At 62.5% G+C, this 13,849-nt stretch carries 16 protein-coding genes; 9 read left to right on the top strand and 7 right to left on the bottom strand.

The features are described from left to right. Position 1 precedes the first annotated feature (1 nt). The 9 genes from VGH41_RS03060 to VGH41_RS03100 all read left to right on the top strand — a co-directional run bounded on the left by VGH41_RS03060 (position 2) and on the right by VGH41_RS03100 (position 9,137). Positions 2 to 1,054 carry a glycosyltransferase gene (locus VGH41_RS03060; protein WP_331595872.1) on the top strand — a complete coding sequence of 351 codons (1,053 nt, stop codon included), beginning with the start codon at positions 2 to 4 and terminating at the stop codon, positions 1,052 to 1,054. Next, complete coding sequence (locus VGH41_RS03065) at positions 1,051 to 1,986, top strand: formyltransferase (protein ID WP_331595873.1); 936 nt, start codon at positions 1,051 to 1,053, stop codon at positions 1,984 to 1,986. Before VGH41_RS03060 ends, VGH41_RS03065 begins: the two co-directional genes overlap by 4 nt. Continuing rightward, the gene (locus VGH41_RS03070; RefSeq protein WP_331595874.1) at positions 1,983 to 3,029 is read left to right on the top strand and encodes a bifunctional UDP-4-keto-pentose/UDP-xylose synthase; all 1,047 of its coding nucleotides are present in this window, start codon (positions 1,983 to 1,985) and stop codon (positions 3,027 to 3,029) included. Before VGH41_RS03065 ends, VGH41_RS03070 begins: the two co-directional genes overlap by 4 nt. 10 nt (positions 3,030 to 3,039) lie before the next feature. Continuing rightward, the gene (locus tag VGH41_RS03075; RefSeq protein WP_331595875.1) at positions 3,040 to 3,933 is read left to right on the top strand and encodes a polysaccharide deacetylase family protein; all 894 of its coding nucleotides are present in this window, start codon (positions 3,040 to 3,042) and stop codon (positions 3,931 to 3,933) included. A 179-nt stretch (positions 3,934 to 4,112) separates the two neighbouring features. Then, positions 4,113 to 4,574: a peroxiredoxin gene (locus tag VGH41_RS03080; RefSeq protein ID WP_331595876.1), complete on the top strand. Its 462-nt coding sequence runs from the start codon at positions 4,113 to 4,115 to the stop codon at positions 4,572 to 4,574. Positions 4,575 to 4,682: 108 nt separating this feature from the next. Further along, the gene (locus tag VGH41_RS03085) at positions 4,683 to 4,814 is read left to right on the top strand and encodes a hypothetical protein (RefSeq protein WP_331595877.1); all 132 of its coding nucleotides are present in this window, start codon (positions 4,683 to 4,685) and stop codon (positions 4,812 to 4,814) included. Positions 4,815 to 4,919: 105 nt separating this feature from the next. Continuing rightward, positions 4,920 to 6,752 carry a PhoH family protein gene (locus VGH41_RS03090; protein ID WP_331595878.1) on the top strand — a complete coding sequence of 611 codons (1,833 nt, stop codon included), beginning with the start codon at positions 4,920 to 4,922 and terminating at the stop codon, positions 6,750 to 6,752. Between the two features lie 241 nt (positions 6,753 to 6,993). Continuing rightward, positions 6,994 to 8,193, top strand: coding sequence for an NlpC/P60 family protein (locus tag VGH41_RS03095; RefSeq protein WP_331595879.1), 1,200 nt, complete (start codon positions 6,994 to 6,996; stop codon positions 8,191 to 8,193). A 137-nt stretch (positions 8,194 to 8,330) separates the two neighbouring features. Beyond that, positions 8,331 to 9,137: an SDR family oxidoreductase gene (locus VGH41_RS03100; RefSeq protein WP_331595880.1), complete on the top strand. Its 807-nt coding sequence runs from the start codon at positions 8,331 to 8,333 to the stop codon at positions 9,135 to 9,137. A 33-nt stretch (positions 9,138 to 9,170) separates the two neighbouring features. On the opposite strand, the gene VGH41_RS03105 is transcribed toward VGH41_RS03100, so the two are convergent. The 7 genes from VGH41_RS03105 to rpsF form a co-directional block, all read right to left on the bottom strand. Beyond that, complete coding sequence (locus VGH41_RS03105; RefSeq protein ID WP_331595881.1) at positions 9,171 to 10,181, bottom strand: inorganic phosphate transporter; 1,011 nt, start codon at positions 10,179 to 10,181, stop codon at positions 9,171 to 9,173. Further along, positions 10,181 to 10,807 carry a DUF47 domain-containing protein gene (locus VGH41_RS03110; protein ID WP_331595882.1) on the bottom strand — a complete coding sequence of 209 codons (627 nt, stop codon included), beginning with the start codon at positions 10,805 to 10,807 and terminating at the stop codon, positions 10,181 to 10,183. Before VGH41_RS03110 ends, VGH41_RS03105 begins: the two co-directional genes overlap by 1 nt. A gap of 117 nt (positions 10,808 to 10,924) precedes the next feature. Next, the gene (locus VGH41_RS03115; protein ID WP_117333773.1) at positions 10,925 to 12,310 is read right to left on the bottom strand and encodes a replicative DNA helicase; all 1,386 of its coding nucleotides are present in this window, start codon (positions 12,308 to 12,310) and stop codon (positions 10,925 to 10,927) included. 124 nt (positions 12,311 to 12,434) lie between these two features. Then, entirely contained in the window at positions 12,435 to 12,887 is a 453-nt protein-coding gene (gene rplI, locus VGH41_RS03120; protein ID WP_331595883.1) for a 50S ribosomal protein L9, read from the bottom strand. Positions 12,888 to 12,914: 27 nt separating this feature from the next. Then, positions 12,915 to 13,190: a 30S ribosomal protein S18 gene (rpsR, locus tag VGH41_RS03125; protein ID WP_331595884.1), complete on the bottom strand. Its 276-nt coding sequence runs from the start codon at positions 13,188 to 13,190 to the stop codon at positions 12,915 to 12,917. 2 nt (positions 13,191 to 13,192) lie between these two features. Continuing rightward, positions 13,193 to 13,492, bottom strand: coding sequence for a primosomal replication protein N (gene priB, locus VGH41_RS03130; RefSeq protein ID WP_074264855.1), 300 nt, complete (start codon positions 13,490 to 13,492; stop codon positions 13,193 to 13,195). Between the two features lie 51 nt (positions 13,493 to 13,543). Further along, positions 13,544 to 13,849 (bottom strand): 30S ribosomal protein S6 (rpsF, locus tag VGH41_RS03135; RefSeq protein WP_331595885.1); only part of this gene is annotated, 306 nt, incomplete at its 5' end.

Here is a 13,849-nt window from a genome sequence, read left to right on the forward strand (position 1 = left end):
AATGAGTCAAACGGAACATCGCTCCCCGATGTCTGCAGCGCCGGAAGTCTCGGTCATCATCCCCGTGTACAACGAGGAAGCCGGCCTGGCCGCGCTGTTCGCGCGCCTGTACCCGGCACTCGACGCGCTCGGCGCCGGCTATGAAGTGATCTTCATCAACGACGGCAGCCGCGACAAGTCTCCGGCCCTGCTCGCCGAACAGTTCCGCAAGCGGCCGGACACGACGCGCGTGATTCTGCTGAACGGCAACTACGGTCAGCACATGGCGATTCTCGCGGGCTTCGAGCAGTCGCGCGGCGAGATCGTCATCACGCTCGACGCCGACCTGCAGAATCCGCCGGAGGAAATCGGCAAGCTGGTCGCAAAGATGCGTGAAGGCTACGACTATGTGGGCACGATCCGCCTGCAGCGTCAGGACAGCCTGTGGCGCCGCAAGGCCTCGCGCGCCATGAACCGCCTGCGCGAGCGCATCACCCGCATCAAGATGACCGACCAGGGTTGCATGCTGCGTGCATACAGCCGCCACATCATCGACACGATCAACCGGTGCGGCGAGATCAACACCTTCATTCCGGCGTTGGCCTACACGTTCGCGCAGAATCCGGTTGAAATCGAAGTGGCGCACGAAGAGCGCTTCGCGGGTGAATCGAAATATTCGCTGTACTCGCTGATCCGCCTGAACTTCGACCTAGTCACCGGCTTCTCCGTCGTGCCGCTGCAGTGGCTGTCGTTTATCGGCGTGATCCTGTCGCTCGGCTCGGCCGCGCTGTTCGTTCTGCTGCTGATTCGCCGCTTCATCATCGGCGCGGAAGTGCAAGGTGTGTTCACGCTGTTCGCCATCACGTTCTTCCTGCTGGGCGTGATCATTTTCGCGCTGGGACTGCTCGGCGAGTACATTGGCCGGATCTACCAGCAAGTGCGCGCCCGCCCCCGCTATCTGGTGCAGACCATTCTCGAACAGCGCAATGGCGCGACCGTCGCCGAGGCGCCACGCCAGGCCGTCGTGCAGGCTGTGCAGGCCGCTCCGCTGATCGATCAGGGACCGAATTCATGAAACCACGCGCGGTCGTTTTCGCGTATCACAACGTCGGCGTGCGCTGCCTGCAGGTGCTGCTCGCGCGCGGCGTCGACGTGGCGCTGGTCGTGACCCACGAAGACAGCCCGACCGAAAACATCTGGTTCGGCAGCGTGGCGTCGGTCGCCGCGAGCTACGGCATTCCGGTCGTGACGCCGGCCGATCCGAAGAGCGCCGAACTGCGCGCGGCGGTGAGCGGCGCGCGGCCGGATTTCATCTTCTCGTTCTACTACCGTCACATGTTGCCGGTCGACCTGCTGGCCATCGCCGCACGCGGCGCATACAACATGCACGGCTCGCTGCTGCCCAGATATCGCGGCCGCGTGCCGACCAACTGGGCGGTCCTGAAGGGCGAAACGGAAACCGGCGCGACGCTGCACGAAATGGCTGCCAAACCTGACGCGGGCGCCATCATCGCGCAGACGCCGGTGCCGATCCTGCCGGACGACACCGCCGCGCAGGTATTCGACAAGGTCACGGTCGCCGCCGAACAGACGCTGTGGCGCGTGCTGCCGGCGCTGCTCGCCGGCGAGGCGCCGCATCTGCCGAACGATCTGACGCACGGCAGCTACTTCGGCGGGCGCAAGCCGGAAGACGGCCGGATCGACTGGAACCAGCCGGCCCAGGACGTCTACAACCTGATTCGCGCGGTGGCGCCGCCCTATCCCGGCGCGTTCACGGAGATCGACGGACAGCGCTTCATCGTCGCGCGGGCGCGTCTTGCCCGCCCCGGCGCGCTCCGCTCGGATTTGCCCCCCGGCCTCCACGTAAGCGATAATGCCGTTTTTGCGGTGTGCGGCGATGGCCGGGCCATCGCCATCCACGAATTGCGGCGCCAGCACGAGGGCCAAGAGTCCGTCGTCTCCCCAGCCGAATTCACCCAGCTCATTCAATCTTCCCGTCATTCATGAAAAAAGTCCTGATTCTGGGTGTCAACGGCTTCATCGGCCATCACCTGTCCAAACGCATTCTCGAAACGACCGACTGGGAAGTGTTCGGCATGGACATGCAGACCGAACGCCTCGGCGACCTCGTCAATCACGAGCGCATGCATTTCTTCGAAGGCGACATCACGATCAACAAGGAGTGGGTCGAGTATCACGTGAAGAAGTGCGACGTGATCCTGCCGCTGGTGGCGATCGCCACGCCCGCTACCTATGTGAAGCAGCCGCTGCGCGTGTTCGAACTGGACTTCGAAGCGAACCTGCCTATCGTGCGTTCGGCGGTGAAGTACGGCAAGCATCTCGTCTTCCCGTCCACCTCCGAGGTGTACGGCATGTGCACGGACGAGCAGTTCGACCCGGAAGAGTCGCAACTGTCGTACGGCCCGATCAACAAGCCGCGCTGGATCTACGCGTGCTCGAAGCAGTTGATGGACCGCGTGATCTGGGGTTACGGCATGGAAGGCCTGAACTTCACGCTGTTCCGTCCGTTTAACTGGATCGGCCCGGGCCTCGATTCGATCTACACGCCGAAGGAAGGCAGCTCGCGCGTGGTGACGCAGTTCCTCGGCCATATCGTGCGCGGCGAAAACATCAGCCTCGTCGACGGCGGCGCGCAAAAGCGCGCGTTCACGGATATCGACGACGGCATCGGCGCGCTGATGAAGATCATCGAAAACAAGGACGGCGTTGCGACGGGCAAGATCTACAACATCGGCAACCCGACCAACAATTTTTCGGTGCGTGAACTGGCCCACAAGATGCTGACGCTCGCCGCAGAATTCCCGGAATACGCGGAAACCGCGAAGAAAGTGCAACTGGTCGAAACCTCGTCGGGGGCGTACTACGGCGCGGGTTATCAGGACGTGCAGAACCGCGTGCCGAAGATCGACAACACGATGCAGGAACTCGGCTGGGCGCCGAAGTCGACTTTCGACGAAGCACTGCGCAAGATCTTCGAAGCGTATCGCGGCCACGTCGCGGAAGCACGCGCCCTCGTCGAACAGCAATAAGGGCTGATCCTTGCCTCGTATCGTTCTGAAGATCGACGTCGACACGCTGCGCGGCACCCGCGAAGGGGTGCCGAACCTCGCCCGCATCTTCGACCGCTTCAAGGCTCGCGCCACCTTCCTGTTCAGCCTCGGGCCCGACCATACAGGTTGGGCGATGCGCCGTGTGTTGCGGCCCGGCTTCTTGCAGAAGGTGTCGCGCACCTCGGTGGTGGAACACTACGGCGTCAAGCAGTTGATGTATGGCGTGCTGTTGCCCGGGCCGGATATCGGCGCGCGAGCATCGTCGGAAATGCGTGCCATCCACGAAGCCGGCTTTGAGTGCGGCATCCACACGTGGGACCACGTCTACTGGCAGGACAACGTGCGCACCCGTGCGCGCGACTGGACCGTGGCACAAATGCAGAAGAGCCACGCGCGTTTCGTGGACATCTTCGGCGCGCCGCCCGTCACGCACGGTGCCGCAGGCTGGCAGATGAACGGCCACGCGTTCGAACAGATCGACGCGTGGGGCATGCGCTATGCGTCCGACGGGCGGGGCCATTCGCCGTACTTCCCGGTGGTCGACGGCAAGACGCTCTCGCACGTGCAGATGCCCACTACGCTGCCCACGCTGGACGAAGTGCTGGGCGTGGACGGCGTGGAGCTGGACAACGTCGCCGCATGGATGCTGAAGCGCACCGAGCGCAATCCGCAAGACCAGGTGTTCACGCTGCACGCCGAACTCGAAGGTCAAAAGCTCGCGCCGATCTTTGAACAGCTGCTGGAAGGGTGGCGTGCGCAGGGCCATACGTTCGCGACCATGGGCGACTATCACGCCGCGCTGGACCGCAGCACGCTGCCATCGTACCCTGTGACGTGGGGTGAAATCCCCGGCCGCTCCGGCGAATTGATCGTCCAGCCGTAGCGGCACACAAGTCCTCGCAAGCCGGTTTGACCAGGCTGGCTGCGCGGGATGCCCCCAACCATTTCCGGCCGGATCGCGCCCATCGCGAACTGGCCTGCTCACCTCCCCGTGCCTCGATGCCAGGCCGGGCGAACAGCGCCGCAAAGCGCTATCGCCGGCCATAACAACCGGAGAACCTCGTGCCCATCGCAGTCGACCAACCCGTCCCCGACTTTACCGCCCCCGCAACCGGTGGCGAGATCACGCTGTCCAGTCTTCGGGGCAAGAAGGTGGTGTTGTATTTCTATCCGAAGGACAACACGCCGGGCTGCACGACCGAAGGTCTGCAATTTCGCGATCTGTATCCGAAGTTCAGGAAGGCCGGCGCCGAAATCCTCGGCGTGTCGCGCGACAGCCTGCGCTCGCATGACAATTTCAAGGCCAAGCTCGAACTCCCCTTCCCGCTCATTTCCGATCCGGAAGAAACGCTCTGCGCGCTCTTTGGCGTCATCAAAATGAAGAAAATGTATGGCAAAGAAGTACGGGGAATCGAACGCTCCACCTTCCTGATCGACGGTGAAGGCGTCCTGCGCCAGGAGTGGCGTGGCGTGAAAGTACCAGGTCATGTCGATGAAATTCTGGAGGCTGTACAAGCGCTGTGAGGCGCGTTATATTGGGCTGCAATGAGTGCCTGTCCACCCCATTCTTTCCGCGGCTGCGCCGCATGTCACGCCTCTCACGCTATGGGTGAGGCAGTGAGGCGCAACGCGATGACCGAAGTCGAGCCGCTTGCCCCGTTTGTCGGGGCGGCGGCTTTTTTAATTGCGCGCAGCCGTTCGTTTGTTCGGCCACGCGCTCTCGTCAAGGAGCCGATCGAAAACCAGGCGAACCGGCATTTCTAGACCGAAAAGCGCGCCACCGGGCGCAAACTGCGGGCGCGATCGAGCGTACCGGCAGGATGCGACAGGCGGCGCACGATATGTGACCCGATTTTTTCGAGGGAAACCATGCCTTTGCCTACCCCACCCAGCAAGCTCGGCAATCTCTTGCCGCCTGACGAATACAAGGCCAAAGCCACACCGGCGCGGTCTACCCGAAAACAGGCGAACGAAGGGGAGCAAGCAGAGTCAGCCGACTATGGCCGCGCCAGCGTTGCCCAGCCTATGGCACACGCCGCCAACGCCGCCACCACCTTGCGGCCGGTACCTGCATCTTCTGCTCCCGCCGCGGCTGCCAGCGCTGAGCAGGCTACTCCATCGTCCCGCCGTAAGTCGAAGCAAACCGCTGCGTTGCTGCAACCGGTGCCCACCCCTGCCGCGCCTGAGGAAATCGTGCAGCCCGTGGTCGCGCGCGCCGGCAAGCAGCCGGCGACGAGTGCTGCCGCCGCCCCGGCGCCCACCACACGCGGTGCCACCAAAAAACGCGGCGCTGCTGCGGAGCAGGTCGAAACACGCAAGCTGTTCGTGCTCGACACGAATGTGCTGATGCACGATCCGACATGCCTGTTCCGTTTCGAAGAACACGACGTCTATCTGCCAATGATGACGTTGGAAGAACTCGACAACCACAAGAAAGGCATGTCGGAGGTCGCGCGTAACGCGCGCCAGGTCAGCCGCACGCTGGACGCACTGGTGGCCAACGGCGGCGACATGTCGGAAGGCATCTCGCTGTCGCGCCTCGGCAGCCGCGAGGCCGCCGGACGCCTTTATTTCCAGACCAAGCTGACGGATATCGAGCCGGTCGAAGGCCTCCCGCAAGGCAAGGCAGACAATCAGATTCTCGGCGTGGTGCGCGCGTTGCAGCGCGACCGGATGGACCGCCAGGTCGTGCTGGTGTCGAAAGACATCAATATGCGCATCAAGGCGCACGCGCTTGGACTGCCCGCTGAAGACTACTTCAACGACCAGGTCCTCGAAGACAAGGATCTGCTCTACTCGGGCATTCGCGCGCTGCCGCAGGACTTCTGGACCAGGCACGCGAAGGGCATGGAGAGCTGGCAGGACACCAAGACGGGCACCACGTATTACCGCGTGACCGGTCCGCTGTGCGCCTCGATGCTGGTCAACGAGTTCGTCTATCTTGAGCCGCAAAACGGCGAGCCCGCGTTTCACGCGCTGGTGCGCGAACTGAACGGCAAGACCGCGTTGCTGCAGACCCTGCGCGACTACGGCCACCACAAGAACAACGTGTGGGGCATTACGGCGCGCAATCGCGAGCAGAATTTCGCGCTCAACCTGCTGATGAATCCGGAGATCGATTTCGTCACGCTGCTCGGTCAGGCCGGTACCGGCAAGACGCTCGTCGCACTGGCGGCGGGTCTCGCGCAGGTGCTCGACGACAAGCGCTACAACGAGATCATCGTGACGCGGGCAACGGTGCCGGTCGGCGAAGACATCGGCTTTCTGCCGGGTACGGAAGAGGAAAAGATGCAGCCGTGGATGGGCGCATTCGACGACAACCTCGAAGTGCTGCAGAAGACCGACGACGCTGCCGGTGAATGGGGCCGCGCCGCGACTCAGGAACTGATCCGCTCGCGCCTGAAGATCAAGAGTATGAACTTCATGCGCGGGCGCACGTTCGTCGACAAGTATCTGATCATCGACGAGGCGCAAAACCTGACGCCGAAGCAGATGAAGACGCTGGTGACGCGTGCCGGTCCAGGTACCAAGATCATCTGTCTGGGCAATATTGCGCAGATCGATACGCCTTATCTGACGGAAGGCAGCTCGGGCCTGACCTACGTGGTCGATCGCTTCAAGGGCTGGGCGCACAGCGGGCATGTGACGCTGGCGCGCGGCGAGCGCTCGCGTCTGGCGGATTACGCGTCGGATATCCTGTAAGCGGCATTCGCTGCTTCGAGCGGTTGCCAAAAGCCGCGTCCGGTTATGCCGGACGCGGCTTTTTTTCGCCTGTCGTGGGCGTCCTCGCGCCTTAGAAATGACGATGTTGCGTGCCGGCAAGGCAACACTTAGCGCGTAAACTTCAAGTAATTTATCAAGTTTTCTTGCCGGAGGGCCGGGGGCCGGGCTACCATCCCGATACTGCCCGCTTTAAGCGAGTGTTTAAGCTCGCCTCGTGTTCATGCGCCGACTTGGGTTTTCGCTGCTGATCCTGTTGCTGCTCGCCGCCTGTTCCAGCGCGCCGCAGCGGATTTCGCGCGGCTCGAGCGGGTCCTCCTCGGCGTCGAACGGCGCCTATCGTACTACCCCGCCCGGCTTCCCGAACTTCGTCGATCACAGCATCGGACGCGAGGAGATTCCCATTCAGGCGATGAGCCTCGTGGGCATTCCGTATCGCTGGGGCGGCAATACGCCGGAGAGCGGCTTCGATTGCAGCGGGCTGGTTCGCTACGTGGTGGCGCGCGCCGCTGCCGTGAATCTGCCGCGTACGACTGCGGATATGAGCGAGCGCGGCGAATCGATCGAGCCCGATGAGGTCGCGCCCGGCGATCTGATCTTCTTCAACACGACGGGACGCCCGCATTCGCACGTCGGCATTTATGTCGGCAAGCTGCGTTTCGTCAATGCTCCGTCGACGGGCGGCACGGTACGGATCGACTACTTGACCAATCCATACTGGGCCAAACGTTTCGACGGCATTCGCCGCGTCGTCGCCCCGGCTCGCACACCCGTCCCATTCGATACGCCGACGTATCAGGCATCGGCTCCGCCGGAAAAGAACGGGTCGCAGACGGCACCTCCGCAGTCTACCTATGCCGGTTTCGGGGGGAATTCCACGCTCAATCCTGCTGTTAATCCTGCCGTTCAGGCTGAAGAGCAGCAACCATCCGACTACACGACGTCAGCGCCTACGGCCGCCGTGACACCGCAACAGCAGACGCGCGTCTTCGCGACGACCCGTGCACCCGCCACTCCCCCCCTCCAGCCCGCCGCAACTGCCGATGCTTTCGAGCCGCCGCCCCCGGCAATGAGCGCGGCGCAACTGCAGGCACGTCAGGCGGGTGCCGCCGCCCCGGCCGTGGTGTCCGTCCAGCCTGAGCGAGCGCAAGTGGAGGCCGGCAACACGACCGCATATTCCGGGGAAGCCACGGCCCGTCAGAGCACGCCCGCGAGCGTCGCCCGCGCACCGGATCCGATCGACGCCGCCGCCGACGCCTTCGAACCGCCCCCGCCCGCTGCCGTCGCGGTTCGGCAAGAACGGCAAGCGAGCACCGAAGATGGCGTCCAGATCATGCGTGCTTCGACCGCTTCGCATGGGGTTCCCGCCGCGACACAATCCGGCGACGACCCGATCGCCCACTTCGCGAACGGCAGCTACTAGACGCCGCGCGTCGCGCGAGGAGCGCGCATGCTTTTCCCCTCGCCTTTGCAACCCGCCAACCATTCGCGCCACCGCCCACGCGCGACTATGCTTTCTGCTATCGTCCCCGATACTCTTCTGAAGGCGAGGTAGTCACAATGGATCTTGGGCTGAAAGACAAAGTCGTTCTGGTAACCGGCGGCAGCAAAGGCATCGGCCTTGCCTGCGCCCGTGCGTTCGCCGCCGAAGGCGCGAAGGTCGCAATCGTCTCGCGTGACCCGGCGAATCTTGCCCGGGCTCGTGAGCAACTGGCTAGCGAAGGCCTGCATGTCCACCTCACGCGCGCCGACCTGCACGAGCCGCACGGCGCAGCGGATATCGTCGAAGAAGTGACCACGGCGGTCGGCCCGATCGACATCCTCGTCAACAGCGCGGGCGCCGCGCGCCGCTACGATCCGGAGACCCTCGACGCCGCCGCCTTCAAGGCGACCATGGAAGCGAAGTACTTTCCGTACATCTACCCGCAACAGGAAGTGCTGCGCCGGATGGCCGAGCGCGTGAAATCGGGCGGGGCCGGGGAACCCGGCACGATCGTCAATATCATCGGCATGGGCGGCAAGGTGGCGAGCGACATCCATATTGCCGGCGGTGCCGCGAACGCGGCGCTGATGCTCGCGACCGTCGGACTCGCGCACTATTACGCGCGCTATGGCATCCGCATCAACGCCATCAACCCGGGGGCGACGTTGACAGAGCGCGTCGAGGAAGCCGTGAAGCTGGAAGCCGCCCAGCAAGGCGTGACGATGGCCGAGGCGCTGGCCGGCGGCCAGGCCAGGGTGCCGCTCGGGCGCTACGCGAAATCGGAGGAAATCGCAGACGTCGCACTGTTTCTGGCGAGCCGGCGCGCCAGCTACGTGACGGGCGCGATCATCCCGATGGACGGAGGCAGCACGCCGCTCATCTGAACGCGGCGCGCCGCCTCGAAGAGGCAGGCCGAATTAGAGGAAACGGTGGCCGAGCCACCAGCCTGCCGCGGCCAGTACGGCCGAAGCGGGAATTGTCAGGATCCAGGCCCAGACGATGTTGCCGGCCACGCCCCAACGCACCGCGCTCAGCTTTTGCGTCGCGCCGACGCCGACGATGGCACCGGTGATCGTGTGGGTGGTCGACACCGGGATACCGAGGAACGACGCAATAAACAGCGTGATCGCGCCGCCCGTTTCCGCGCAGAAGCCCCCGACCGGCTTGAGCTTGGTGATCTTCTGCCCCATCGTGCGCACGATGCGCCAGCCGCCGAACAGCGTGCCCAGACCCATCGACAGATAACAGCCGCCGATCACCCACACCGGCGGCGCGTCAGCCAGCGACGATGCATAGCCGGTCGCGATCAGCAGCATCCAGATGATGCCGATGGTTTTCTGCGCGTCGTTACCGCCGTGACCGAGGCTGTACAGGCCCGCGGAAACCAGCTGCAGACGGCGGAAACGCCGGTCTACCTTGCTGGGCGGCGTGCGGAAGTAGATCCACGAAACCGCCAGCATGAAGAACGAGCCGAGCACGAAGCCGAGCAGCGGCGAAATGAAGATGAATGCGACCGTCTTCATCAGCCCGTCGAAGTTCAAGGAATGCCAGCCCGACTTCGCGAGCGCCGCGCCCACGAGTCCGCCAATCAGCGCGTGCGACGAGCTGGACGGAATGCCGTACTGCCACGTGACGATATTCCAGCCGATCGCCCCAACCAGCGCGCCGAAGATCACGTAGTGGTCGACGATGGCCGGGTCAATCGTGCCCTTGCCGACCGTCTGCGCCACTTTCAGATGGAAGATGAAATAGGCGACGACGTTGAACGCCGCCGCGAAGGCGACCGCCTGCTGCGGCTTGAGGACACCGGTCGATACGACCGTGGCAATGGAATTCGCCGCGTCGTGGAACCCGTTCATGAAGTCGAACACCAGCGACACGGCGACCAGGAGGGCGACCGCCCAGATGGCAAGTTGTATCGATTGCATTATGCGTTTTCCAGCACGATGCCTTCGATGATGTTCGCCACATCCTCACATTTGTCGGTGATCGTCTCGAGCAGCTCGTAGATCGCCTTCAGTTTGATCAGGGTCTTGACGTTGTCTTCTTCGCGGAACAGCTTCGACATGGCCGAGCGCAACACACGGTCGGCTTCGGATTCGAGGCGGTCAATTTCCTCGCACGCCTTGAGGATCTGGCTGGCCTGCTTCATGTCCGACAGCAGACTCACCGCGAACTGCACACGGCCCGAAGCCGCCGAACAGATATGCGCCAGCTGGCTGGCCTCGGAAGTCACCGTCTGCACGTCGTACAGGGAAATGGCCGTCGCGACGTCCTCCATCAGGTCGAGGATATCGTCCATGGTGGTGATCAGCTTGTGGATTTCGTCGCGGTCGAGCGGCGTGATGAACGTCTTGTGCAGCAGGTCGATGGTTTCGTGCGTGAGCTTGTCAGCGGCCTTTTCGGCCTTTTGCACGTTCTGCTTGTGCGTTTCTGCGTCTTGCAGATTGTCGATCAGCAGCTCGAGTTCGTGGCTGGCCGAGACGATGCACTTTGCGTGCTCATTAAAGATTTCAAAGAACTTGCCCTCAGTGGGCATAAAACGACCGAACATTGGGATCCCGGTAATTGGTCACGGCATGACTGACATAAAACCGCAATATTGTACCGTCACCGGCATACCGTCGCACTTTTTGAACACGCCGCTACAACAGCGTTGCCGCGTCTTGCCTTACTCGCCGTAGAAATTCTGGGCACCAGCGAAGTTATCGAACTTCGTGTATTGACCGTGGAACGTGAGCCGAACGGGCCCGATTGGACCGTTACGCTGTTTACCGATGATGATTTCCGCGGTGCCCTTGTCCGGACTGTCCGGGTTGTAGACCTCGTCGCGGTAGATGAACAGGATGACGTCGGCGTCCTGCTCGATAGCGCCGGATTCGCGCAGGTCCGACATGATCGGACGCTTGTTCGGGCGCTGTTCGAGACCACGATTCAGCTGCGACAATGCGATCACCGGCACGTCCAGTTCTTTGGCCAGGCTCTTCAGCGAACGCGAAATTTCCGAAATTTCGGTCGCGCGGTTTTCCCCTGATGACGAACCGCTCATCAGCTGCAAATAGTCGATGATGATCAGGCCCAGCTTGCCGCACTGGCGCGACAGCCGGCGTGCGCGCGAGCGCAGTTCCATGGGGTTCAGGCCGCCGGTTTCGTCGATGAAGATTTGCGCTTCGCTCATCTTCTGCACGGCATGGGTCAGCTTCGGCCAGTCTTCGTCGGTCAGACGGCCGGTTCGCATGCGGTGCTGGTCGAGCCGGCCAACCGAGCCGAGCATACGCATGGTCAGTTGGGTGCCAGGCATTTCCATGGAGAACACCGCCACCGGCAGACCGTATTCGACGGCCACGTACTCACCAATGTTCATAGAAAACGCCGTTTTACCCATCGACGGACGGCCCGCGACGATGATCAGCTCGCCCCCATGCATGCCCGAAGTCATCCGGTCGAGGTCGACGAAGCCGGTTGGCGTGCCGGTGACGTCGCTCGGATTGGCCGTGTGATACAGCGTGTCGATCCGCTCCACCACCTGCGTCAGCAGCGGCCCGATTTCCAGAAAGCCTTGCGTGCCGCGCGCGCCGTCTTCGGCGATCGAAAATACCTTCGATTCCGCCTCATCCAGCAGCTGGCGGACTTCCTTGCCCTGCGGATTGAAGGCGTCCGCCGAGATTTCGTCGGCCACCGAGACGAGCCGGCGCAACACGGCGCGATCGCGCACGATTTCTGCGTAACGGCGGATATTGGCCGCGCTTGGCGTGTTCTGCGCCAGCGCGTTCAGATACGCGAGGCCGCCGACCTCCTCCGCCTTACCCGAGGTGCCGAGCGCCTCGTACACCGTGATCACGTCGGCTGGGCGCGTGGCCGCGATCAGCTTGCCGATGTGTTCGAAGATGATGCGGTGGTCATACCGGTAGAAATCGCTCTGCGACAGAAAGTCGGCGATGCGGTCCCACGCCGCGTTGTCGAGCAGCAAGCCGCCCAGCACCGATTGCTCGGCCTCGATCGAATGCGGCGGGACTTTCAGCGACTCGAGTTGGGGATCTTTGGACGGTGCGTTCATGGGATGGAATTATCGGGCAAATGCTACCCGTAAGGTATAAAACGGCCAACAAAAAAGGCAGGGGCCGGTCACCCGGCCCCTGCCCCTCGCCAGTCGGACTACCTGGCAAATACCGCCTGGATACTTAGACGTGTTCGCCCAGCACCGACACCGTCACATCGACGAGAACGTCGGTGTGCAGCGAGATTTGCACTGCGTGGTCGCCGACCATCTTCAGCGGGCCTTCCGGCAGACGCACTTGCGCCTTTTCCACTGCGAAGCCTTGCTTGACCAGCGCGTCAGCGATGTCAGCGTTCGTCACCGAGCCGAACAGACGGCCATCGACACCCGCCTTCTGACCGATCTGAACCGTCGAGCCTGCCAGCTTTTCGCCTTGAGCTTGAGCGGCTGCCAGCTTCTCAGCAGCAACCTTTTCCAGTTCTGCGCGGCGAACTTCGAATTCAGCGATTGCGTCCTTCGTTGCGCGGCGTGCATGCTTGTTCGGGATCAGGAAGTTACGTGCATAACCGTCCTTCACCTTGACGATGTCGCCCAGGTTGCCCAGGTTGACGACTTTTTCCAGAAGAATAACTTGCATTCTGATGCTCCTTGTCGCGTCGTCGGGTTAGGCCTTGTGCTGGTCGGTGTACGGCACCAGCGCGAGAAAACGTGCGCGCTTGATGGCCGTGTCCAGCTGGCGTTGATAGTGCGACTTCGTACCCGTGAGACGCGCCGGCGTGATCTTGCCGTTTTCGCCGATGAAGTCCTTCAGCGTTTCGATATCTTTGTAGTAGATCTGATCGACGCCAGCTGCCGTAAAGCGGCAGAACTTCTTGCGCTTGAAGAGCGGGTTTTGTTGCTGACGACGCTTGTCGAATTTCTTACCAGTCGGGCGGGGCATGTTTAGTCCTTTCCAATGTCCTGCAATGCTGTGATGTGAAATACCAGAGTTCTTGCGTTGCGGCTTTTCTTGGCCAGGAAGCCTGTGAAGAGCGTTTCGACGCCCATTGCACAGCTTTCCAGCTTGCCGCTCGCCTCACCTGCCGCCACGGCCGGCATCGTCAGTTCAACTTGCCGGGCAATGCCGGCTTCGACGACTTCGGTGCGGTGTTGCAACGTGCAGCTTGCGATCGGGACGCCGGCGGGGGTGTACCGCACCGGTTCGCGTTCAACGACGCTGGCCGTAAGTTGCAGCCGGTTCATGTACCCTTTGGCGAGAGCGACGCGTGAATCTGGTAGCTTAAATACGGTGTCTTAAGCCTGCGCTTCGGACGGCTGCGTAGCAGCTGCCTTCTTGGCTTCTTCGCGCTGCACTTCCTTCATCATCGGCGACGGGCCGGTTTCGGCCTTCTTCATCTTGACGATCAGGTGACGCAGAACCGCGTCGTTGAACTTGAACGCGTGTTCCAGCTCGTCGAGCGTGGTCTGGTCGCATTCGATGTTCATGCAGACGTAGTGAGCCTTCGCGAGTTTCTCGATCATGTAGGCCAGCTGGCGACGGCCCCAGTCTTCGATACGGTGGATCTGGCCACCGTGCGAGGTGATCGTGGTCTTGTAACG

Origin of the sequence: Paraburkholderia sp. (assembly GCF_036488795.1) — a bacterium.
Lineage (GTDB): Bacteria > Pseudomonadota > Gammaproteobacteria > Burkholderiales > Burkholderiaceae > Paraburkholderia.